Consider the following 22,924-nt stretch of genomic DNA (forward strand, 5'->3'; position numbering starts at 1 on the left):
GAAGCACCTCACCCTAATACCACTTAATATTTGTCTGAGTCTGGCTTCTTTGCTCCCATTTCAAGTCTTGCAGAATCTGTGCGGTAGCACGAATGGTGAAATTATAATATTTATACATTCCAAAAGGAGCAAGGCTGGCAGTCATCGTAAAGCAGTGCAAATCACGCGTGATATTAAAGACCGTATTTGTTATCAGCTTTGCATTGAAATCATAACCGGAGTTGAAATTTACCGCCCACTTATTGCTTAGCTTGACATTTCCATTGATGTTAAGAGCATTCAAGCTGATTTTATAGGGGTAACGCATATTCTTCCGATTGATAGGCTTATCCCTATCTTCCGTTATATTGAAGCCGGTACTCAAAGATACAGACCACGGCATTTTGAAAGCCTGATAACCATCGGCATCGGCCGTTGCTTCTTTTGTTTTCTTCGCCGGCATGCCCACACCCGAATTTTCAGCATCAGCCCCCTCTTCATCTCCACCGTTCTCAGGTTTATCTTTTTTCCTTTTCTCTTCAGCCTCATCCTTTTTGCCGAAAAGTTTCTTGAAAGTGTCGTTATTCAGCGTATAGCTAAAAGAGGTGCCATAACCGGACCAACGCCCGAAACGTCCATACGACCACTCCGTACGGTCACCCACCACCACTTCGCCTTTTTCATTGAACTCATAAGCATAAGTGGCAAATGTAGAGGCCATACTGAAAGTATAGTTTTTGCCCAACTTCAGGCGAAGGTTCACATTCAAGTCGCTCCATGGCCTTGTCTCCGCCGCCATATTATAGCTGATACCGGCACCTAATTCATCTATCAGACTCACTTTACGAATAGAATCGTTTTTGTCTTTGAACTTCATCTCCAGATTGTTGGAAATACTGAAATTGACACTTCCTTGCTTTCCACCGCTCGGCACGCCGAAAGGTTGCCCGGAATAATAAGAGTAGCGAACCTCTCTACGTTCTCCATTCTTTCCTTCTTCAATATAGGAGTCATAATAGCCATAGTGAGACGTAGTGAAGTCCGGCGCCGCACTGATGCTCACCGAAGGTGTGATGACATGACGGATTTGTATTTCTTTCTTGGGCAGAAACAACGGTTTGTACATGCCATAAATCTTGGTATTAATGCCCAGACTGGTACTATAATTATACACACGGTGGAAACCATATATTGTATCGTTCACCACTTTTTGGCTCGGGATATCCCAATCTTGCTTTATTTTTCTCGTGTACCAACGTTCCGTATAATTAAACGTAGGAGTCAAATTGAAGTATTTGAATAAAGTAAACGTTGCACTGATGGGAATATCGTGTTGCATACCGTTTTCCCAATCCCTTACCAAATTGGATTTGAACAACCGGTCATCCTTTGTCCTAATGCTGTTCTTCATTCTACCGGTATAGCGAATTGAAATCTTCTCATACCACTTTTCATCTCCCACAGCACGCTTCCGTTTGAAAGGGAAAATGGTACTGAGTGAAATATTGAGATCGGGCAAAGCTACAGCAATCGAAGAGTCTCTCATGTTCTGGGCAATATTTCCCGAAGCAGAAATATTCAGTTTCTGATCCGGAAAGTTTCGTGAGTAGCTGACGCTTGAAGTCTTCGTGTTCTGCGACATTGCCTGCACATTATACAGATTACCAATATTAGTCTTCTCGTAACTGCTCGTAGCAAAATTCACACTGGCCGAAAAGTTTGAGTTGGGACTGGCTTTGGGGTCTTGACGATGAGACCACACCACTTTAAAGTCTTTGGCAACCGAATAGTCGGGCAATCCTTTATCACCGGTCTTGGTTACCTGATAACTTGCCTGAAACAATCCGGAATATTTATAACGCTTCACGTAATTTGATTCCGCATTCAATGCCCACGAGCCTTTTGTAAAGATATCCGCCTTCAATTTCAGATCCATCTGTTCATTGATGGCAAAATAATACCCTCCATCCGTCAAGCCGAAACCACGGTTGGAGTCATCCATATAAGTAGGCATCAGAAAGCCAGACTGATAACTGCTGGAGAACGGGAAGAAGAAGAATGGCACAGCAATAGGAAGTGGAACATCTTCCACGACCAAATAAGCCGGTCCTGTCACTACGTTTTTCTTAGGCCGTACTTTAGCATAAGTCATCTGCATGTAAAAGTGAGGGTGATCATGATGGTCGCAAGTGGTATAACGTCCGTTTTTCATATAGAGCTCGTCGTTATGACCCTTCTTCGCATTATTACCGGTCACGTATCCTTCGCCTTGCTGGCTGACCACATTACTGATAATTCCTCTCTTGCTCTTAAAATTATAGCGAATAGTATCTGTTTCGTAAGAAGTGTCTCCATCCTTAAAAACGGGCCGTCCTTTCGCCGTACCTAACGAATCGATCACACCACGGGCAAAAACCGTGCTATTATCCATGTCCATAGAAATAACATCGGCGGCCAGATCAGCCCCCGGATAGGTCACCTTGCCTTGCCCGTAAAGATGAGCAAAACCACTTTGAGTAAAAACAATGGAATCGTTGGCTTCATAAGTCACCGGAGCATCCAGTTCTGTCTTCTTGGGAGGAGGAACTGGCACAGTATCTCTCTGCAAAGAATCACCAATATGTAAAGAGTCTATCCGCTGTTTGCCCGAAGACGCCACTCTCTCTCTGCGACGTTGAGAAAGAGCCCCGTCGGAAAGAAGAAGCAAAACGAATAATAATATAAATGCTATGAATGAATTTGCTTTCAATGGCGTCATTAACTAATAGTTTTACGCTTAGGATGGCAAAAGTACGTATTTTATGCGTATAATCTCCCTTTTTAAAGAAATTTAGATTGCTACAAGAACTGTTCGCACCAATGTTCAAAGCGCCTTAAGCCCTCTTCGCCGTAACGTTCCAAACTTTTCCGGGCTTTATCTATGCTCTTTTCTTTCTCCAAATGAGTTTTTGAATAGAACTTATCGGCAAAACAGATGACTTGTTCTTCCAGACTGACAGGAAGCATTTCGCGATGCGGAATCGGCAGGCTTTGTGTTACGATCTCTGCCAATGAAAGTCCGGCTCCGGTATGCCTTTCGCATACCAACGCATGTCGGGGATAGCCTTCACCACGTAGTAAATCAGCACCCAAATAACCATGGCAGATATACGGTCTATCGCCAAAGCAATGAATGCCGGGAGCATCGGTAAGGAAAATACCGATATCATGCAACATAGCTGCCTCGTATATAAATTCTTTGTCCAAAGAAAGCTCCGGATGGCATTCAGCAATCTGCAATGCTTTATGGGCAACGGCATGGCTATGAATCAGCAATATATGCTTCAAAGGACTCTCTTCGGGATAATATTTGTCAATCAGCGACTCAGGAGACATAATGCTTTTGCGTTTATTGTTTGCATAAATAGTTCTTTATTCATGCTATTTTTGCCGTCAAAAATACGAATTATTCTGCAACAATGGCTAACTTTGCCACATATAACACCACAAAAGTATGATTCTATTAAGTTTTGACACAGAAGAATTTGACGTCCCCCGCGAACATGGAGTAGAGATCTCCTTGGACGAGGCCATGAAAATTTCAGTGACCGGAACATGCAAAATTCTTGATATATTGCAGAGCAACAGCGTAAAGGCAACATTTTTCTGCACCACGAACTTCGCAGAAAATGCCCCGCAAGTGATGCAACGCATCATCAATGAAGGGCATGAAGTTGCAGCACATGGGTGTGATCATTGGCGTCCACAAGAATCTGATGTACATCTTTCCAAAGCGACCCTTGAAAAACTCCTCCCGATCACCGTCAGCGGATACCGGCAGCCACGTATGTTTCCCGTATCCGATGAAGAAATCGAGAAGAATGGCTACACCTATAATTCATCCTTAAACCCAGCCTTCATTCCCGGACGCTACATGCACCTGACCGAACCGCGTACCTGCTTCATGAAAAACAAAGTATTGCAAATCCCTGCTTCGGTGACGCCTCTGTTGCGCTTCCCCCTATTCTGGCTTTCGTGCCATAATCTGCCAATGAATCTTTATTTATGGATGACCCATAGGGTACTTCGGCATGATGGTTATTTCGTCACCTATTTCCATCCTTGGGAGTTCTTCCCGTTAGGTAAACATCCTGAGCTTAAAATGCCCTTTATCATAAAGAACCGTTCGGGCGAAGGAATGGAAAAACGACTCGACACCCTCATCCGCAATTTAAAGAGCAAAGGTTATCCGTTCATGACTTATAACGAGTTTGCCGCCATCAAAATAGCAGAACTTAAAAACAAATAAAAATGATTAGACTGGCCATTGTCTGCCCTTGCTACAATGAAGAGGCAGTACTTCACCAGTCAGCAAAATTGCTGACTGCTTTATTGAATGACTTGATTTCAAAACAGAAAATCACTCCAGACAGTTTTGTGCTTTTGGTAAATGACGGTAGCCAAGACCGCACTTGGCAAATTATCCGTGAGCTGTACAGAACAAACCCTTATATGAAAGGAGTAAATCTCGCACGCAACGTAGGGCATCAAAATGCCATCATGGCCGGAATGATGTCTGCCAAAGCATGGAGCGATGCGGTGATCACAATGGACGTCGATTTGCAAGACGACCTTAATGCAGTAGAACGCATGATAGATTTACACGCCAAAGGTTTTGACATTGTATATGGCATAAAAGTACAGCGGAGCGCCGACCCTATGCTGAAACGGGTTTCGGCTATGACTTTCTATAAACTCCAGAGAAAAATGGGTGTGGAAAGTTATTATAACCATGCCGACTTCCGTTTATTAAGCAAACGCGCCCTCGATCTGCTGGCCGGCTATCAGGAAAGGAACTTATATTTGCGGGGAATAATTCCTTTGTTGGGACTTCCATCGACTACCGTAGATGACGTAATCAAGGAACGCACTGCCGGCGTCTCCAAATATACCTTAAGAAAGATGTTGAGTCTGGCGCTGGACGGCATTACATCGTTCTCCGTGAAACCCATTTATTGCATTGTATACTCAGGAGGAATCTTCATCTTTATCAGTATTCTTATAGGTATCTATGTACTCTACTCCTTGATGTCCGGAACCGCCGAACACGGATGGGCTTCGCTCATACTATCCATCTGGTTCGTGGGAGGCGCTGTACTAATCTCCATCGGCAGCATAGGCATATATATCGGAAAGATTTATAAAGAAGTTAAACACCGCCCGCTCTACAACATTGAAGAAGTGCTGCATGAGAATAAAAAGGATGAATAAGATCAAGGCATTCTGGAACAGTCACCCCGAATGGCAAGAGAAGTTCTGGCAAGTTGTTCGGTTTGGCATTGTAGGTACAATCTCATCGGCCATCCATTACGGGGTGTACTGTCTGCTTTTGGAATTTGTCAATCCCAACTTTGCCTTTACCGGAGGATATATCGTAGGCTTTATATGCAACTATTTCCTCACCACGTTCTTTACATTCCGCTCTCATCCTTCATCGGCCAATGCCGCCGGTTTCAGTTTCAGCCACATCGTAAACTATTTATTGGAAATCGGATTATTGAATCTCTTTCTGTGGATGGGGGCAGGAAAACTGCTCGCCCCCATATTGGTTATGATAATCGTAGTACCTATCAATTTCCTGATTCTCCATTTTGTATATACCTATCGGAAGAAGGGGAAGAAGCAGATTCCTTCGTAAACCGATAGACTTCGGCAATCTGGCCGACTACTTTTTTGGAAGACTGATATCGTTTTTCAAAACGATATCCTTCTTCTTCAAATTGCGGGAAGAATTTTTCCACATCGTCCACCCTTATCAACAGAAAACCATCTGTGGGACGCTCCTTATAAAAGTTTCCGATGCGGTTACGAAGATAGAAGTTCACTTCAAAGAAATGCAAAGGGTCACCTGCCGCAAAAACTCCTTCAGAAATAAACTCATACAAAGTCCCCTCTTCTTCGGGTGCTACTTGGTTTATTTCCGCCGCAATACCCTTGACAGATTTCACATTAAGCACAGCAGGCTGATAAGCTCCATCCAAAGAAATATAAATACTCATAAGCAATGCCACTAAGAGGACCAACGCTTTATTTCCAACCAAGTGCTTACTGTATATCCACCAAACAACAGCCAGCGATGTAGGAATGGCAATCAACAGCCAGGACAGTCCGCCGACAGCTTGCAAAGCATGAAGCATCTGAATGTTCTTGTCCGCATGTCTGCCATGAAATACGGTGTCGGGAATCAACCCCAGCTTAACAATCAGAAAGCAAACGAATAGTAAAAGGGCAACTACTGCCAGTGTTCCTCCATAAGCCTTGATTACCCATTTTTTCTTCTCTGCCCACAAGAAAATGCACCGGGCAATAAAGTAAGCAATAAAAGGGTAAATAGGCATCAGATACACACTGCGCTTACTCTGCGGGAAGCAATAGAACAGAAATATGATGACAATAGAGGTAGCCGCAAACAAATCTACCGAATTCATCTGTCGTATTTTCTCTGTCGTCCACTTCCACCACTGAAAAGGTTTCAACGATACACGACATTTACGCCACGGCAATGTGAAAAGTGAAAACACAAGCAACAGTGTCCAAGGCACATAGCCTGCCACAAGGGTGATTAAGTTATAGTACCATGGATTAACGCATGATTCGTAACTCATCGTATTAGTCATGCGCCCGAAGTTCTCTTCCATCACCAATGCCAGAAATTCTTCTCCACCTTGTTGATAGGCAGCTACATACCAACCTAAGGGTAATAAGAGAGATAGGGTTCCGCAAGCCAACATCCATAAGAATGCCCGCAAAAAAGAGACATTACGGAGCAACAAAAACACTCCCATAACCAAACAAGGAATCAAGCTGCCCACCGGTCCCTTGGTAAGCGTGCCCAGACTCATCAACAAAACAGCCAGCCAAGGAACGCCATGCATCCCTCTCTCATACCATCGGTAGAACGCATATAAGGCTCCTACTGTCAACGCTGTAAGAACCATATCCACCCGGCAGTTCATTCCCGCCCGATGAAGTTCAAAGTTTGTCAAAGAAATAAAAGCAACCAATAATGCTATCCCCATACTTGTTCTTTTGGCAAAAAACAAAAAGCCGAAGAAAACCATGGCTATCAGTGCAATGGCAGAGGGCATGCGGGAAGTCATTTCAGTAACTTCACCTCCATTCAGTAGAGAGAGGGCTGCCACCGACCAATGAAAAAAAGGAGGTTTATAGGCCAGTTCTCCACCATTGTTCCGAGGCGATATCCAGTTTCCGCTCTCTATCATGGAAAGAGAAACAATGGACTCGCGAGGCTCACCTTTCGTGTGATACTCTGACAATCCTAAAAACGGAATGATAGTTACAATACTAATTAACAAGAGCCCTAACGCTACATCACGTAATGAAAATGACTTCATCTTTGATTATCTTTATTTGTTTGTTTACACTTATTTCGAATTAAGGACAAAAGTAGGAAAAATCCCCTATGGAGCACTTATTTTTCTCATTTTTCATACTTATTCTCACTTTTCAGCTTCCTGTTCTTTCTTCCTTTTTTTCCAAAGTTGCCAGCTATTAATCATATTTTGCCACAAAACATAAGAACCGGGACCTACGGACGACAAGGGATTAAGATAAGTGTATGCCATCCAAATGGCCAATACCGTGTTTTTCTGTCCCAACGCTTGTCCTCCGCTAATGCGTTCTCCATAATATCCTCCCATCTTTTTTCCTAAATAGAATTGTACGCAACACGTCAACAATCCGGCAAAAGCAATCATTATTTCTACCGATGTCGACGCGTCACTGTTCGCCAACGAACGCACCGTCTGTCCAGAAACAATGGCCAGTGCCACTGCCCATAAATAAAAGGCCACATCCCGGGTATTTGACAGCAAATGATGTATCTTTGGCACATATACACGCAGAAAACAAGCTAAAAAGAAAGGGAGCAACAACAGAGGAAACACTCTGCTAAGAATCTTCTGAGAAGCAGCCCAGAAAGTAATATCGGCATGAGGCTCTACCATCGGAAACACCAAAGGAACAACGAGGGCAGCCAACAGGTTGGAGAATAAAGTATAGGTAGTCAGACTCGCCGCACTACCACCCAATTTGCCGGTAATGACAGCAGCAGCCGTCGCCGTAGGGCAAATCAAACAGACCATTGTTCCTTCAAACACTTCCCTATAAGTTTCTCCCATCGGGAGGTACACCAACAAAACAACAATCAGCAGACAAGAAACTATCTGAAACAACAACAGCCACCCGTGCCATGATTTAGGCTTCAACTCATGCATCTCTATCTTGCAGAAAGTAAGGAGCAACTGGAAAAAAATCAGAATCGGCATAAGTATCGTGACAAAGCTGTCGATATAGGACTTGGCTAATCCCCCAAAAGAAACCTTTGCCAAAAAGAAGTAGCCCAAAGTCCCTGCGAGCATAGCCAAAGGCAGTGTCCAGTTTTTTATGAAACGAAGCAACATATTGTCTATTCTACGCTTTCTCTATCAATACCGTGACATAAGCTGAAATGCCTTCTTCCCTACCGGTGAAACCAAGCTTCTCGGTAGTGGTGGCTTTAATGGATATGTCATCCTCATCTATCCCCACCACGGCAGCAAGCGTCCGTTGCATTTCAGGAATATGAACTTTCAATTTAGGACGTTCGGCACAAATCGTAGCATCAATATTGCCAATAGAATAGCCTTTATCAGCCAATAATCCCACAGTCTTCATCAGTAGAATTTTACTATCTATATCTTTGAATTCACCGGCCGTATCAGGAAAATGATAACCGATATCACGCATGTTGGCCGCCCCCAGCAGTGCATCACAAATGGCATGAACAAGCACATCTGCATCCGAATGTCCCAACAATCCCTTTTCATGCTCCAAACGAATACCACCCAGCCACAATTCACGTCCTGCCACCAATTGGTGGACATCAAAGCCGAAGCCTACACGTATTTTCATATTGTTTCTTCTTTAAATATCACACGAAAGTACGGAAAATAAACGAAAATACAAGATAAAAGCCAGGAAGGCTCTTATCGGATATGGAAGTCAAGAACTTTTTCTTCTCCAAGGTAACCTTGCAAATGCTGGCCTATACTGACGGGGCCTACTCCTGCAGGTGTTCCCGTAAACAACAAATCACCGATTTTCAACGTCATGAAACGACTGACGTAAGCAATGATCTCGTCTACCCGGAACAGCATGTTTGATGTATTCCCATGTTGCACTTCCCGCCCGTCAATCATCAAACGGAAATCCAAACGCTGCACGTCACCACCCGCTTGTTCCAAAGGAATAAATGTACCGATAGCGGCGGAGTTGTCAAAACCCTTGCAGAGTTCCCAGGGATTGCCTACTTCACGAAACCGGCGCTGCAAATCGCGGGCCGTAAAATCAATGCCCACCGTCACCGCATCATAATAGCGGTTTGCAAAACGGGGAGCAATATTTTTCCCCAAGCGGCAGATACGTACCACAACCTCCGTCTCATAATGCAATTCATTGGAAAAGTCAGGAATGAAGAAAGGTTTACCATCCTTCAAGATAGCCGAATCCGGTTTCATGAAAATCACCGGTTCCTTATTCTCCAACGTATGTCCCAGCTCTTTGTTATGCAGGGCATAGTTCATTCCTACAGCAATAATTTTCATTACTTGATTTCGTTAAAATTCAGCCTGTTAAACATCAGTGCCAAATGGGCATAAAGAGAAGTATTTTGAACAACGATATCTTCTGGAACCCGGATGCGGAAAGGGGTAAAATTCCAGACAGCTCTAATGCCTCCATCCACCATATAGTCCGTTATTTTTTGAGCAATCTCAATAGGCACTGTCAGCACACCGATATTGACGTCATATTCAAGCATCTTCTGCTTGAATTCATCCGAATGGAAGATGGGAATACCGCTCAGGGTAGTACCTACCAATTCAGGTTTCACATCGAATGCGGCAACAATTTCCAACCCGAAGTGGTTCAAGCCTGAGTCGCTCAACAGAGCTGCTCCCAGACTTCCCACACCGAAAAGAAATGCTTTATGAATATTGGTAAATCCAAGAAAGTCTTCCAATACGGCTATCAGCGTATCCACTTCATATCCCACACGCGTACGTCCCGATATATTTACATAGGACAAATCTTTGGCTATTTGCGAAGCATCTATATTGATTTCTTTGGAAATCTGGGTAGACGAGACGAAACGCTCTCCTTTTTGTTTCAGCAACTTTACATTGGAAAGATACCATGGAAGCCGGCGCAAGGTAGGTTCCGGCACCTTTATGGTCTCTTTTTGCTGTAATGAATTGCCCATAGTCTCTTATCTAAATTCTCATTTTTATTGGTGTTGACAAAAATACAGTTTTTTTTCTAATCAGTCATAAGCAAGCCTCAAAAGCTTAACATAATTTCCACAAAAGGGTTATTTTAAAGCAGAACGCAACAGAGGAAGGCTGAAGGAAATACCTACTGCACGAAACTTCAGGCAATCTACTCCAACAAATACTCCCACACGGCCTACCGTGGAAAGGCCAATCGAATAGCCTAATTCAGAATAAGGCTTCCGCTTGAATACCGCTATGGTACGAAGATGCAAAGCCTCGTCAAAGAACTTGTCCGACAGGAAAGGCAGTCGTTTCAATATCAGATAAGGTGTATACCATGACATATTAACTTGTGTCCAACGGGTGTTTGCAGACAATGCATAATTGCCCATCAAGTTGAACCCTGCATCGAACGAGCGCTCCGTGACCGGAATATCCGTAGATGCAAAATGTTTGAAATCAGGAAACTGCACATTCTTTTTGGCAAAAAGCATACCGGCTTCGGCCATCCAGAATAAACGATTGAACATACCGAAGTTCACTTCTTGCTTTGCCGAAAATTGTATCAAGTGATAAGACGTCAGATAACGGCCTCCCTTCAACGGGAAAGCACGTTCGTATTTCAAGGCAAAGGTAGGATAACGAGAATCTTCATACACTTTTCTGCCTTTAGACATATGGTAATAATACGCCGGGGTATATACCATTCCGAGAACGGTTTTCAGCACATCATTTTCAGGCATCGGTCGAAAATCATCATTTGCCGGCAGATTTTCTTCAACCGCCTTTTTGAACCAGTTATGATGAATTCGGTTTTCCACCATCTGCCTGCGCTGCCAAGAGAGCGAAGACGAAAAAAGTAATCCATTGAGAGGTTCTATCTCGTGACTGACAGTGAAGAAGGTTTTCTCATAAAGTTTCACATGATTATGACCGAACAGTGAGCTGGACAGTGCATTAATCAAACGGGGCTCTCCACTCTCACCATTATAGTCGGCAGAGGTGAATCCACCGGCAAGCGTCAGCCTACCACGGTTACGAGGGGCATAGTTCAATACCAGTTCGCCTTGCCCCATCCAGTTTTTGCAAGCAGTGGCATAGTAAACAAAAGGAGTAAAACGAAGAGAAGAAGAGGGGGATAAGTCAATGCCCATCTTCAATCGGGCTCCCAGCCAGAATCCATCTACGAAATTGTATTCAGGAACGTAGGCAGGTAGACCCGGAAACGTGATCCAAGCTTTCTTATCGGAAGTAGCAAACGTCCGTCCGAACAGGAAAGTATTTACAATACCGCCCAACACATTTTGTTTATGAGGGCTCTTTTTATCAAGAGAATCTTTTTGCAACATCTTCTGTTCCTTGTATTGATAACTTTGCTGTTCGTCCGGCTTTAATGGCACACTACGCACCGTGGCCCAGTAAAGGGAATCTTTTTTGTCAGCCAATGAATCTACTTCGGTATTGGCACGAACCATACCGGCAGGACGCTCATATTTATGTTTTCGTCGTTCCATCGTTTTCTTTGCCTGTACAGCCGTGGTATTATCAACCGCAACATGTGGCATCGACCTTACATCCTGATTTAGTTCTGTCTTCACACTCGTGTAATGCACTGCCGCAAGATAGGATGCTTCTGCCTTGAATCCCATCACATCAATGGAGGTAAACGAAGTGGTGGAAACAGGTAGAAATATACTCGGCTGTACCTCTTGGCAGATTACTTTAATGGTAGCCTTCATGCCGTTTCCACGAATCTCGGCATTTGCTGCCGACACGCTCCACAAATCTTCCACAATAAACCAATCCCCCTCCAGCAGACGAACATCGGGTTTCTTGGGTATAACCCGAATTTTATTTATCATCCGGCCGTTTTCCATAAAATAACCGTCAAGCCGAAAACGATAGTACGAAAAAGCATTTTTATTCAAAGGGGATATCCTCCCGAATATTTCCGGTGCGTAGAAGTTTACTGTTGTCAACCCCAAGTCTATCTGTACACTCTCCGGAAAGGAATTCTTACGGGCCACCACCCGCTTGCTCCAAATGTTGGGGGCTTTGAAAGTTATCACTTGTTGTTCTTCCATCAAAAACAATTTCCCAAGCGACTCTTTAGATTCTTTCCTTATCTCCTTAGAAAGTTTCAATATTCCCGGAATAGAAGTCCCTTTACCTGTCCCTTTCAGATAGGTGCCCGCCGTAAACTCCTTTACCAAGGTGCGATAATAAGAGGCTCTGGCTATAGCCTTGCGTATCACAGCATAGGCAGGATCTTCCGCATTTTTTGTAACATTCACTTCCGGCAACGAATAGATACGCTCGGTAAGCACCACATTCTTTTCATAATCATGCCCGGACATCCGGAAGGAAAAGCTTTGAGACACAAAGCCTAAAGATGAAACCTCGCAAGTATAAACTCCGGCTGCCAAGTTTGTCCGAAACCGTCCTTGCTCATCGGTGGTGAAACCTGATTTAGTTTCTCGCAAATAGAAGGCTGCGTGAGGCACCGGATTACCGGCATCATCAACAACTGTACCTTTGAATATTTGTGCGGAAGAGAAGATTGTCATGAGACATAATAGTAACAATCCGATAAATCTTTTCATACGTGTTTTCAGAATTAAATGCAGTTTTTATTTCCATTAGACGACAAAAGTGGTAAAAAACTGCAATATTCCATGTAAAATAATTACTTTTGATTGCTATAAACAAAAACAAGATATGAAAAAGAACGACTGGAAAGAACGGCTGAATATTGTTTATTCTACCAACCCCGACTATAATTATGAAATGACTGATGACGAAGAGCAAGCCACCCTCCCACCCTCGCAACAGCGCCTGCGCATACAGCTGGATCGCAAGAACCGCGGTGGTAAAGTTGTTACCCTCGTCACCGGCTTTGTGGGTACAGATAATGACCTCAAGGAATTGGGTAAATTATTGAAAAGCAAATGCGGTGTAGGCGGCAGTGCCAAGGACGGCGAGATTATAGTGCAAGGAGACTTCAAATTGAAAATAATAGAACTTCTCAAGAAAGAAGGATATACCCAAGTCAAACCGGTAGGATAACAGATGCCTGAACGATATACAGTTTGTTCACACGTCCCCTCCCGATCCGCACTTATACTTGCGCTAAAAATGAAACAATCCGATAGCCTTGCGAACGCCTCCTCCCCTTGTTTGTAATTCATAGAGGGTCAGCATCTTATGTCTGCACACAAGTAAGGCCTAATTTCAGCGGGCATAAGCCCACACTTTAGCGAACCTCCCCCCGCACTTTAAGAGGGCTAAGCCCGCACTTTAAGGAAGCTAAGCCCACACTTTAGGAGAGGTAAGCCCACGCATTAAGGAAGGTTAGCCCGCACTTTAGGAAAGCCTAATCGACAGGTTATCCACAGCATCAACCGGGAGACATAAAAAAAGTGACCATTGAGGAATCCCCCAACGGCCACTATGGTATCTATGAAATCACGTTTAAATTATTCGGCACGCAAAGTAAAGCGCTTGAAGTCAACGATCTTCAATTCCGGATCAGCTTCTTTCAACACTTCTCTTACTGTCTTCTTTGCATCCATGATGTCTTCTTGATTCAGCAAGCATACTTCTTTCAAGAACTTGCCCAAGCGACCTTTTGCAATATTCTGAATCATCTGCTCAGGCAGATTGGCTGCTTTCTCAGTAGAAACGGAAGCGATGATTTCCTTTGCTTTTGCCACATCCTCTGCTGTAATCCAGCCTTTGGCCATGTTGCTTTCCATGTGGTCTTCGCTGTCTACGTGAGCAGGGTTGATGCCCGCTTTCTTCAAAGCAGCCTCTACAGCTTTCTGCACTTGTTCTGCTTTAGTCTTTTCGATAGCCACTTCAATCTCTTTCTGCTTCACCTCTTCTGAAACACCGTCTTCATCAATTGCAAGCGGATTCATGGCAGCAATCTGCATAGCTACCTGCTTGGCCAACTGTTCGTCAACATTCTTGTTGAAAGCAGCAATGGTACAAAGGCCATTTCTATTCATGTGGTTGTAAACAACAGTGTTTACTCCCTCTACCACCATGTAACCATCAAGTTCCATCTTCTCACCTGTAATACCGCTACGGTCGACCACTGCATCCTGTACAGTACCATTACCCATCGGCAACGCTTTTACTTCGTCCAACGTCTTGCACTTATTAGCCACAGCCAAGTCAAGAATATCCTGAGTCAGCTTCACGAAATCGGCATTCTGAGCCACGAAGTCAGTCTCACACTTCAAGGCAAGAATAACGGCAAAATCGCCGGTTGTCTTAGCCAAGACACAACCTTCAGAAGCCTCGCGGTCTGAACGCTTAGCAGCAACGGCTTGTCCTTTCTTACGGATAATCTCCATCGCCTTGTCAAAATCGCCTTCAGCCTCAGTTAATGCGTTCTTACAATCCATCATACCAGCACCGGTCATTTTCCGGAGCTTGGTTATATCAGCCATTGTTACAGCCATAATATCTTTGTATTTTAAATTGTTAGTAATATATCTTATAAAGAAATGAGAGCCAAGAATAGAGAATTGAGAATTGCCGTAAAGTAACTCTCAACTTTCAATTCTCAACTCTCAACGGTATGATTAAGCCTCTTCGTCTTCCTTCATGAAAGCAGCAGCCTTAGCAGCATTGATTGCTTCCTCGTCAGACTTGTCGAGCCTTGCTTTTGTAGTTTTCTTCTTACCCTTGTTGGCAGGGGCTTCACCGGCAGCTTCCATGTCTACCTTTTCAGCCTTACGTTCTTCCAATCCTTCCAGCATAGCGGCGCAGCAAGCATCGAGAATCACTTCTACCGACTTAGTGGCATCATCATTTGCCGGAATCACGAAATCAACATTCGTAGGATCGGAGTTCGTATCAACGATGCCGAATACGGGAATACCCAAACGGTTGGCTTCGCGAACAGCGATGTTCTCCTTCATTACGTCAATAACGAACAAAGCAGACGGCAGACGAGTCAGGTCGGCAATGGACCCCAACGTCTTGTCCAGCTTGGCACGTTGACGAGAAATCTGAAGAATTTCTCTCTTGGAGAGGTTAGAATAAGTACCATCGTTAGTCAACTTATCGATAGTAGCCATCTTCTTGACAGCCTTACGGATAGTCGGGAAGTTTGTCAACATTCCGCCCGGCCAACGCTCGATTACATAAGGCATATTTACAGATGCTGCCTTGTCGGCAACCACCTGCTTTGCTTGTTTTTTAGTAGCAACAAACAGGACTTTCTTTCCTGATTTAGCGATTTGCTTCAAAGCTTCGGCAGCTTCGTCTATTTTAGCAACCGTTTTGTTGAGGTCAATGATATGAATACCATTGCGCTCCATGAAGATATAAGGAGCCATCGAAGGGTTCCACTTTCTTTTCAAATGGCCGAAGTGGCAACCGGCTTCCAATAATGTATCAAAATTTGTTCTAGACATTTTCTTTTAATTTAATCGTTTACTTTCTTTTTTGTTTCTTCTAAACCAACCGCCGGGTAGTCTGAATCTGAAGAGTCCCGGTAGTTTAGATACTAAACGCTCTATCAGTTGAGAGTTGAGAGATGAAAGTTGAGAATTATGCAACTTGTCCGCCCCAACCGTTCTCCAACTCTTAACGTTTACTGAACTGGAATCTGCGACGAGCTTTCGGACGTCCCGGTTTCTTACGCTCAACAGCGCGCGGGTCGCGGGTCATAAAGCCTTCAGCACGGAGGGCAGGCTTGTCCTCGGCATTGATTTTCACCAATGCACGGGCAATTGCCAAACGCAAAGCCTGAGACTGGCCGGTGAAACCACCACCGCAAAGATTCACTTTGATGTCATACTTTTCTGCAACACCCAGTTTATTCAACGGCTGTTTAACAACATACTGAAGAATGCTTGATGGAAAGTACTCTGCGAGGTCTCTCTTATTAATAGTAATCTTTCCGGTACCTTCGCTTACGAAAATACGTGCAACTGCACTTTTACGTCTGCCTAATGCATTTACTACTTCCATTATCTCTTATTTAAGTACGTTAATATCAATCAATTTCGGGTTCTGGGCACTGTGTTTGTGCTCGCTACCGGCATATACATACATATTGCTCAGCAATTTTGCGCCCAATTTGTTTTTAGGCAACATACCCTTTACTACTTTTCTCAGCAACTTGTCATCACCGTTCGGTTTAGCCTGCAAACGAGCAGGAGTGATTTCTCTCTGACCGCCGGGATAGCCTGTGTATGACAGATATACTTTGTCATTCCACTTGTTACCGGTTAATTTTACTTTGTCGGCATTGATAATGATTACATTATCGCCACAATCTACATGAGGAGTAAAGTTTGGTTTATACTTCCCTCTCAACAGTTTCGCAACTTTTGCGCCCAGACGACCCAATACTTGATCTGTGGCATCCACAATGACCCATTCTTTAGTCACCGTAGCCTTGTTTGCAGAAATGGTCTTGTAACTTAAAGTATCCACTCTTAATTGTTTTTTTTAAAATTGTTACTACTAAAATATTTCCTTCACCACAAGCCATTCACCCCGGACAATGAGTGATTAACTTGCTATGAATTAATTGCTTATCCTTTTGAGATAATAATCGGCTTGCAAAGGTACGGATTTTCTTAGAATTGGCAAACCTTTTCCTCTTTTTTTTAGGAAGCCACTTGGCTGATATACAATAGACAAAGTACCCCACAAGGGCGTTTGCTCCCTTGCAGGGCAACTTCCGGTTCGCATCTTCCGTTTGCTGGCTATTGCGCAATAGCCACCTGGCAGATACCAGAACATGGAGGCGTACTCCGTCAACGCACAATATCTTCGGGAAACTTTGCAGGCATGTTTACCCGCTTCCAGGTTTCATGAAACCACGTATTCAGTTCATTCCCATTCAGGTCTTGAGCAATAAAGAACTTCAAATACATAACTCCATCATCCCCCATTTCAAATTCCAAAATATTGTCTTTATGATCCAGCATAGGCAGGTGGATATTCCTCTCAATACTTTCCCTATAAGAATTATCCGTCAGTTGTTGATACGTTCCATAGCCCGTAATGATGGCATCTGAACCCGGAATAATCGTAAAGTTGACAATACGACCATCCTCGCTCAGCACCTTGAAGGTATTACTCGGTTTCAATACTCCGGGAACATCCGGAATTTCGGATACATAGTGGCATAACTGCCAAATTCCCGCTAAATTTGCAGGCTTAAACTCGGTTTTCTCCTGTGCATTGACTCCTGCCGCAAGCAACGCCGCTGCCAGCATGGCAAAGAAATAGCTACGTTTCATATTCGTATATATTGGTTAACGTTATGCCTTTTCCGTCTGATACAAATATAACGATTTATTTTGAGAATATAAGAGTACTCCCTGAGTTATTTTCAAACCAATTCCCAACATTTTGTGCACAAAAAAAAGGCCTGCACAAACGAATGTCTGTACAGGCCATCGAGTTTATTTATATCCGCCGATTAAAACTCAGCGTTGCGAGGCGTGCGGGGAAAAGGTATCACATCACGAATATTCGTCATACCCGTAACGAACAGCAGCAGCCGCTCAAACCCTAAACCGAAACCGGAATGAGGACACGTACCGAATTTACGGGTATCGAGATACCACCACATATCTTTCATCGGAATGTTGAGTTCTTTAATACGATTCATCAACTTGTCATAATCTGCTTCACGTTCGGAGCCTCCGATAATCTCACCAATCTTGGGAAACAGCACATCCATGGCACGCACAGTTTTCCCGTCTTCGTTCTGCTTCATATAGAAAGCCTTGATCTCCTTTGGATAGTCAGTCAGGATGACCGGACGCTTAAAATGCTCTTCCACCAGATAGCGTTCATGTTCGGAAGCCAGGTCAACTCCCCAGTAAATAGGAAATTCGAACTTATGCCCCTTAGCTACGGCCTCTTCCAGAATACGGACTCCTTCCGTATAGGGCAAACGCACGAAGCTTTCTTTCAGCACTCCTTGCAGACGTTCAATCAAGCCTTTATCAAACATATCATTGAGGAATTTCACATCATCAGTACAATTATCCAAAGCCCATTGCACACAATATTTAATGAAATCTTCGGCCAAATCCATATTATCGGCAATATCATTGAACGCAACCTCCGGCTCAATCATCCAAAACTCAGCCAAGTGGCGGGGGGTATTGGAGTTCTCAGCACGGAACGTAGGACCAAATGTATAAATTGCCCCTAATGAGGTGGCGGCAAGTTCGCCTTCCAATTGACCGGAAACCGTCAGGCTGGCTTGTTTTCCAAAAAAGTCATCATCGTAAATGATGGAACCGTTCTCATCTTTCTTCAAGTCATAAAGATTCTTGGTGGTCACTTGAAACATCTGTCCGGCTCCTTCACAGTCGGATGCCGTGATAATCGGAGTATGAAAATAGAAGAAGCCTCTTTCATGGAAGAAACGATGAATGGCAATCGCCATGTTATGACGAATGCGGAACACTGCGCCAAACGTATTGGTGCGAGGACGCAAATGGGCTATCTCGCGGAGAAACTCCATGGAGTGACCTTTCTTCTGCAACGGATATGTATTGTCACAAGTTCCCAACACTTCGATTTCACAGGCTTGCAGCTCGGCTTTTTGCCCGGAACCGACCGATTCGGTCAGCACACCGTTCACACTCAGACAAGCGCCGGTAGTGATTTCCTTCAGCATCTCCTCATCGAAATTTGCCAAATCAACCACAATCTGCACATTATTTATTGTAGAACCATCATTGAGCGCAATAAAGTTTACTTGCTTACTACCTCTGCGGGTACGAACCCAGCCTTTCACGTTGACCATAGCGCCAAAGTCTTCGCGCTTCAGGAGGTCAGCCACTTTCGTTCTACTAATCTTTTCCATAAAACAGTTTTTATACCTTATTATATATATTACTCAAAAGAACCCATGCGCAGGAAATTTACTTCCGGCTCTGAGAGATAACGCCACTCGCCGCGACGCAATCCTTTCTTGGTCAGACCTGCGAAGAACACACGATCCAGCTTCACCACTTTGTAGCCCAACGATTCAAAGATACGACGCACAATGCGGTTCTTGCCCGAATGAATCTCAATACCGATGTCGTTTTTCTTTTGCTCATCCGTATAGCTGATGGCATCTGCGTGGATTTCCCCATCGTCCAATTGAATGCCGGACGCAATCTGTTCCATATCGGCTTTTGTCAGGTTCTTATCCAAATGCACATGATATATCTTCTTCTTCAGATACTTGGGATGTGTCAGTTTGGAAGCCAAATCACCATCATTCGTCAGCAGTAATACCCCCGTAGTATTACGGTCGAGACGCCCCACCGGATAGATACGCTCGTCACAGGCCCCTTTTACCAAATCCATCACCGTGCGACGCGCTTGCGGATCATCCGAAGTGGTCACGGTGTCTTTCGGTTTATTGAGCAGAACATATACCTTACGCTCTATGTTTACGAGCTGATCATGGAACTTCACTTCATCGCCACGTTTAATCTTGGTACCCAATTCGGTCACTACTTCTCCATTCACCGAAACCACTCCGGCCGTGATAAACTCATCAGCCTCACGACGTGAGCAAACACCGGCATTCGCCAAAAACTTGTTCAGACGGATGGGTTCGTTAGGATCGACAAACTGCTCTTTATACTCCATCTGCTTCTTCTTGCTATATTTAGCATTCGGATCGTAGTCGGCCGAGCGACGAATAGGACGGCTATAACTATCCTTGTTACCATATCCACCCGATCTGCCAGAACCTGAATTAAAGCGTGGACGATAAGGACGGTCACCCGTAGGATTTCCATAAGGACGTTGCGGACGGTCATCGCCTTCAACATTCGGGTTAAAGCGCGGACGATAAGGACGATCGTTGTTATAAGGACGCTGCGGGCGGTCGCCACCTTCGGCATTGTAGCGCGGACGATAAGGACGGTCGCCGTTCTCGTTGTTATAACGCGGGCGGTATGGACGGTCGCCTGTGGAGTTTCCATAAGAACGTTGCATGTGCTCTCCACCTTCAGCATTATAGCGCGGACGATACGGGCGGTCGCTGTGATAAGAGCGCTGCGGACGGTCACCGCCTTCAGCATTCGGGTTAAAGCGTGGACGATAGGAACGCTCGCCACCGTAAGGGCGTTGCGGACGATCACTGTTCTCACTCGCAAATCTGGGACGATAGGGACGCTCACCACCTTCACGGTTATAAGACGGACGACTATAATTCCCTTCTCTGTTAAATTGGTTACCATCACGGCCGGCCTCTGAGTTCTCCTCTGAGGAAGAAGCATCACGCCAGATTTCATTTTCTGTACTCATTGTTTTTATTCGAATAAAATTAAACCTTAGCCTCACGGCCATTCATTGTCTCTATATAATATATCAAAAATAATTGTATCTACCAACATATATAGGAACAGAAATAAAAGATTTTCTTCAGCTCCCTGCCATTACTTATTCTAAATCCCCGTATAAGTATGGGGAGTGATAGCACGCAATTCTTTCTTTACCTCTTCGCTAACATTCAGTCCTTCTATAAATTCCTTTATCGAAGCTTCAGTGATAGCTTGATTAGTACGCGTCAAAGCTTTCAAAGCTTCATAAGGATGCGGATAAGCTTCGCGGCGCAAGATTGTCTGAATAGCCTCGGCCACCACACTCCAGCAGCCTTCCAAATCACGATGAATAGCCGGTTCGTTCAACAACAGCTTACGCAGGCCTTTCAACGAGCTCTGCATAGCAATGAGCACATGTCCGAAAGGCGTACCCACGTTGCGAAGCACAGTAGAGTCCGTCAAATCTCGCTGCAAACGAGACACCGGTAACTTCACCGCCAAATGTTCGAAAATAGCATTGGCCATGCCAAGGTTACCCTCTGCATTTTCAAAATCAATGGGATTCACCTTATGTGGCATCGCACTGGAACCCACTTCACCCGCTTTGATCTTCTGTTTAAAATACTCCATGGAGATGTACTGCCAAAAGTCACGGTTCATATCAATCATCACCGTATTGATGCGTTTCATAGCATCAAAAATGGCAGACAAGTTATCATAATTGGATATCTGAGTGGTATATTCCTCACGTTCCAAGCCAAGATTCTCGGAGACGAACTTATTGCCAAAAGCCTTCCAATCATATTCGGGATAAGCCACATGGTGAGCATTGTAATTGCCTGTAGCTCCACCAAACTTTGCCGTCATTGGACAAGCCTTCAACATAGCCAACTGACGTTCCAGACGATAGACAAAAACCATCACTTCCTTTCCCAAGCGAGTGGGAGAAGCCGGTTGTCCATGAGTCTTGGCAAGCATTGGGATAGCCGCCCACTCTTCTGCATAAGTGCGAAGCTGCGCTATCAACTCTTCAATCAAAGGATAATAAGCCTGTTCCAAAGCCTCCTTTATCGACAAAGGAATAGATGTATTGTTAATATCTTGTGAAGTAAGGCCAAAATGAATAAACTCCTTGTAGTCATCCATTCCTCCCAACTTGTCAAATTCTTCTTTCAAGAAGTATTCTACAGCTTTCACATCGTGATTGGTCACTCCTTCGATGGACTTGATACGTTCGGCATCCGTTTCAGAAAAATTACGATAAATATTTCTCAAAGTCTCAAATATACCCTTATCCACACCTTTCAACTGCAGCAAAGGCAATTCGCACAGTGCAATGAAATATTCTACTTCAACTTGTACACGGTATTTTATCAAAGCAAATTCTGAAAAATAAGCGGCCAAAACATCCGTTTTACCCCTATATCGACCGTCAATCGGAGAGATTGCGGTAAGTAAATCAAGTTTCATACGTCGTATTTATGATGATAATTATCAGGGTGCAAAATTACTGTTTTTTTCTGAGTAAAAAGCCATAAAGAGCGAAGAATTTAGAACTCACCCCCTTCATGAACAAAAAAACGAGCCAATGCACATTGCATCAACTCGCGACAAATAATTTCCAACCGATTATGTTTTGTGGGCGTTGACGGATTCGAACCGCCGACCCTCTGCTTGTAAGGCACTTCCCAAAGATTTATATTACCCTGTTTTACAGCAATATATGGCTGCAAGTTGGTCGAGTTATAAGATAGTTATAATTTTCTTGTGCTTTTAACAGTCTTCATTCGCTCAATCTCATGGCGCAAAAGAGCATTCTCCTGCTCCAATGCGCTTACCTTCTTCATCTCTTTCTGAAGTTGACGGCGGGGAGATTCGATTAGTTTGTCTTTGTCGGTCATTGCTTCTTATATTCAATCGCATCCTCGCCAAGTGTCATAGTATTACCAACCACTACACCTTTCGTTCCGTCTGAGAGCGTGACATTCGGTTTGGAATATACATAAGTACCCTTTTTGTCTATTTCCGTTTTACCTTTATATATTAGTGTAAAACGGAACGTTCCATCACCGAAAATGATAGTACGCTCACCATCTCCATCATCTGGAGAGATCCATGTAGTGCCATTAAGCGTTTCATTAGAACTGTCATCATCTTTGCTGCAAGATGTTAACACAAGCGGAAGAATCGCCAAAATAAGGAATAAAATCTTTTTCATGTTTTACTTTCCATTTAAAATCCAAACAAAGTTGGATAATTCATTAATAATTAACTTTAGTTTCATATCTTTTTGTCAGGATGTTAAGAGGAAGTAGGCTC

The 22,924-nt window shown here is 43.9% G+C and carries 22 protein-coding genes; 4 read left to right on the forward strand and 18 right to left on the reverse strand.

The window, feature by feature from the left end:
• Positions 1–13 precede the first annotated feature (13 nt).
• Together EV202_RS07985 and EV202_RS07990 are read right to left on the reverse strand one after the other, a co-directional pair.
• Positions 14–2,737 carry a putative LPS assembly protein LptD gene (locus tag EV202_RS07985; protein ID WP_131926580.1) on the reverse strand — a complete coding sequence of 908 codons (2,724 nt, stop codon included), beginning with the start codon at positions 2,735–2,737 and terminating at the stop codon, positions 14–16.
• A gap of 80 nt (positions 2,738–2,817) precedes the next feature.
• Complete coding sequence (locus EV202_RS07990) at positions 2,818–3,354, reverse strand: HD domain-containing protein (protein WP_106070335.1); 537 nt, start codon at positions 3,352–3,354, stop codon at positions 2,818–2,820.
• Positions 3,355–3,472: 118 nt separating this feature from the next.
• Here EV202_RS07990 and EV202_RS07995 point away from each other — a divergent pair, with 118 nt between their 5' ends.
• The 3 genes from EV202_RS07995 to EV202_RS08005 are packed head-to-tail and all read left to right on the forward strand — an operon-like array spanning position 3,473 to position 5,656.
• Complete coding sequence (locus EV202_RS07995; RefSeq protein ID WP_131926582.1) at positions 3,473–4,267, forward strand: polysaccharide deacetylase family protein; 795 nt, start codon at positions 3,473–3,475, stop codon at positions 4,265–4,267.
• Between the two features lie 2 nt (positions 4,268–4,269).
• Positions 4,270–5,229 carry a glycosyltransferase family 2 protein gene (locus EV202_RS08000; protein WP_106070333.1) on the forward strand — a complete coding sequence of 320 codons (960 nt, stop codon included), beginning with the start codon at positions 4,270–4,272 and terminating at the stop codon, positions 5,227–5,229.
• A complete protein-coding gene (locus tag EV202_RS08005) occupies positions 5,222–5,656 on the forward strand; it encodes a GtrA family protein (protein ID WP_106070332.1) in 435 nt (144 codons plus the stop codon). Before EV202_RS08000 ends, EV202_RS08005 begins: the two co-directional genes overlap by 8 nt.
• On the opposite strand, the gene EV202_RS08010 is transcribed toward EV202_RS08005, so the two are convergent.
• From EV202_RS08010 to EV202_RS08035, 6 genes are all read right to left on the reverse strand, one after another.
• Positions 5,589–7,373 (reverse strand): ArnT family glycosyltransferase, encoded by a 1,785-nt coding sequence (locus tag EV202_RS08010; RefSeq protein WP_131926584.1) that lies wholly within the window; start codon positions 7,371–7,373, stop codon positions 5,589–5,591. The two genes, EV202_RS08005 and EV202_RS08010, sit on opposite strands and share 68 nt — an antisense overlap.
• Positions 7,374–7,478: 105 nt before the next feature.
• Entirely contained in the window at positions 7,479–8,441 is a 963-nt protein-coding gene (locus tag EV202_RS08015; protein WP_131926586.1) for a transporter, read from the reverse strand.
• 10 nt (positions 8,442–8,451) lie between these two features.
• Positions 8,452–8,931 carry a 2-C-methyl-D-erythritol 2,4-cyclodiphosphate synthase gene (gene ispF, locus EV202_RS08020; protein WP_131926588.1) on the reverse strand — a complete coding sequence of 160 codons (480 nt, stop codon included), beginning with the start codon at positions 8,929–8,931 and terminating at the stop codon, positions 8,452–8,454.
• 74 nt (positions 8,932–9,005) lie between these two features.
• A complete protein-coding gene (locus tag EV202_RS08025) occupies positions 9,006–9,623 on the reverse strand; it encodes a fumarylacetoacetate hydrolase family protein (RefSeq protein ID WP_125239553.1) in 618 nt (205 codons plus the stop codon).
• Positions 9,623–10,279: a redox-sensing transcriptional repressor Rex gene (locus EV202_RS08030; RefSeq protein WP_125239554.1), complete on the reverse strand. Its 657-nt coding sequence runs from the start codon at positions 10,277–10,279 to the stop codon at positions 9,623–9,625. The genes EV202_RS08025 and EV202_RS08030 overlap by 1 nt, the downstream gene beginning before the upstream one ends.
• A 108-nt stretch (positions 10,280–10,387) precedes the next feature.
• The gene (locus tag EV202_RS08035; protein ID WP_131926590.1) at positions 10,388–12,892 is read right to left on the reverse strand and encodes a DUF5686 family protein; all 2,505 of its coding nucleotides are present in this window, start codon (positions 12,890–12,892) and stop codon (positions 10,388–10,390) included.
• Between the two features lie 115 nt (positions 12,893–13,007).
• Between EV202_RS08035 and EV202_RS08040 the strand changes: the two genes are divergently transcribed.
• Complete coding sequence (locus EV202_RS08040) at positions 13,008–13,355, forward strand: translation initiation factor (protein WP_131926592.1); 348 nt, start codon at positions 13,008–13,010, stop codon at positions 13,353–13,355.
• A gap of 410 nt (positions 13,356–13,765) precedes the next feature.
• Here the strand turns inward: EV202_RS08040 and tsf are convergent, their stop codons facing one another.
• The 10 genes from tsf to EV202_RS08085 all read right to left on the reverse strand — a co-directional run bounded on the left by tsf (position 13,766) and on the right by EV202_RS08085 (position 22,823).
• Positions 13,766–14,758: a translation elongation factor Ts gene (gene tsf, locus EV202_RS08045; protein WP_125239557.1), complete on the reverse strand. Its 993-nt coding sequence runs from the start codon at positions 14,756–14,758 to the stop codon at positions 13,766–13,768.
• A gap of 123 nt (positions 14,759–14,881) precedes the next feature.
• Positions 14,882–15,718: a 30S ribosomal protein S2 gene (gene rpsB / locus EV202_RS08050; protein ID WP_106070319.1), complete on the reverse strand. Its 837-nt coding sequence runs from the start codon at positions 15,716–15,718 to the stop codon at positions 14,882–14,884.
• Between the two features lie 172 nt (positions 15,719–15,890).
• Positions 15,891–16,277 (reverse strand): 30S ribosomal protein S9, encoded by a 387-nt coding sequence (gene rpsI, locus EV202_RS08055; protein WP_106070318.1) that lies wholly within the window; start codon positions 16,275–16,277, stop codon positions 15,891–15,893.
• A gap of 6 nt (positions 16,278–16,283) precedes the next feature.
• Positions 16,284–16,745: a 50S ribosomal protein L13 gene (rplM, locus tag EV202_RS08060; RefSeq protein ID WP_131926594.1), complete on the reverse strand. Its 462-nt coding sequence runs from the start codon at positions 16,743–16,745 to the stop codon at positions 16,284–16,286.
• 326 nt (positions 16,746–17,071) lie between these two features.
• Positions 17,072–17,560 (reverse strand): DUF4488 domain-containing protein, encoded by a 489-nt coding sequence (locus EV202_RS08065; protein ID WP_106070317.1) that lies wholly within the window; start codon positions 17,558–17,560, stop codon positions 17,072–17,074.
• A gap of 182 nt (positions 17,561–17,742) precedes the next feature.
• Positions 17,743–19,146 carry an asparagine--tRNA ligase gene (asnS, locus tag EV202_RS08070; protein WP_131926596.1) on the reverse strand — a complete coding sequence of 468 codons (1,404 nt, stop codon included), beginning with the start codon at positions 19,144–19,146 and terminating at the stop codon, positions 17,743–17,745.
• 29 nt (positions 19,147–19,175) lie between these two features.
• A complete protein-coding gene (locus tag EV202_RS08075; RefSeq protein WP_131926598.1) occupies positions 19,176–20,588 on the reverse strand; it encodes a pseudouridine synthase in 1,413 nt (470 codons plus the stop codon).
• Between the two features lie 140 nt (positions 20,589–20,728).
• Positions 20,729–22,075: an adenylosuccinate lyase gene (purB, locus tag EV202_RS08080; RefSeq protein WP_106070314.1), complete on the reverse strand. Its 1,347-nt coding sequence runs from the start codon at positions 22,073–22,075 to the stop codon at positions 20,729–20,731.
• A gap of 284 nt (positions 22,076–22,359) precedes the next feature.
• Positions 22,360–22,506 (reverse strand): hypothetical protein, encoded by a 147-nt coding sequence (locus EV202_RS15040; RefSeq protein ID WP_165899409.1) that lies wholly within the window; start codon positions 22,504–22,506, stop codon positions 22,360–22,362.
• The gene (locus tag EV202_RS08085; protein WP_131926600.1) at positions 22,503–22,823 is read right to left on the reverse strand and encodes a membrane lipoprotein lipid attachment site-containing protein; all 321 of its coding nucleotides are present in this window, start codon (positions 22,821–22,823) and stop codon (positions 22,503–22,505) included. The genes EV202_RS15040 and EV202_RS08085 overlap by 4 nt, the downstream gene beginning before the upstream one ends.
• Between the last annotated feature and the right edge of the window lie 101 nt (positions 22,824–22,924).

Source organism: Prevotella heparinolytica, assembly GCF_004342845.1.
Taxonomy (GTDB): domain Bacteria; phylum Bacteroidota; class Bacteroidia; order Bacteroidales; family Bacteroidaceae; genus Bacteroides; species Bacteroides heparinolyticus.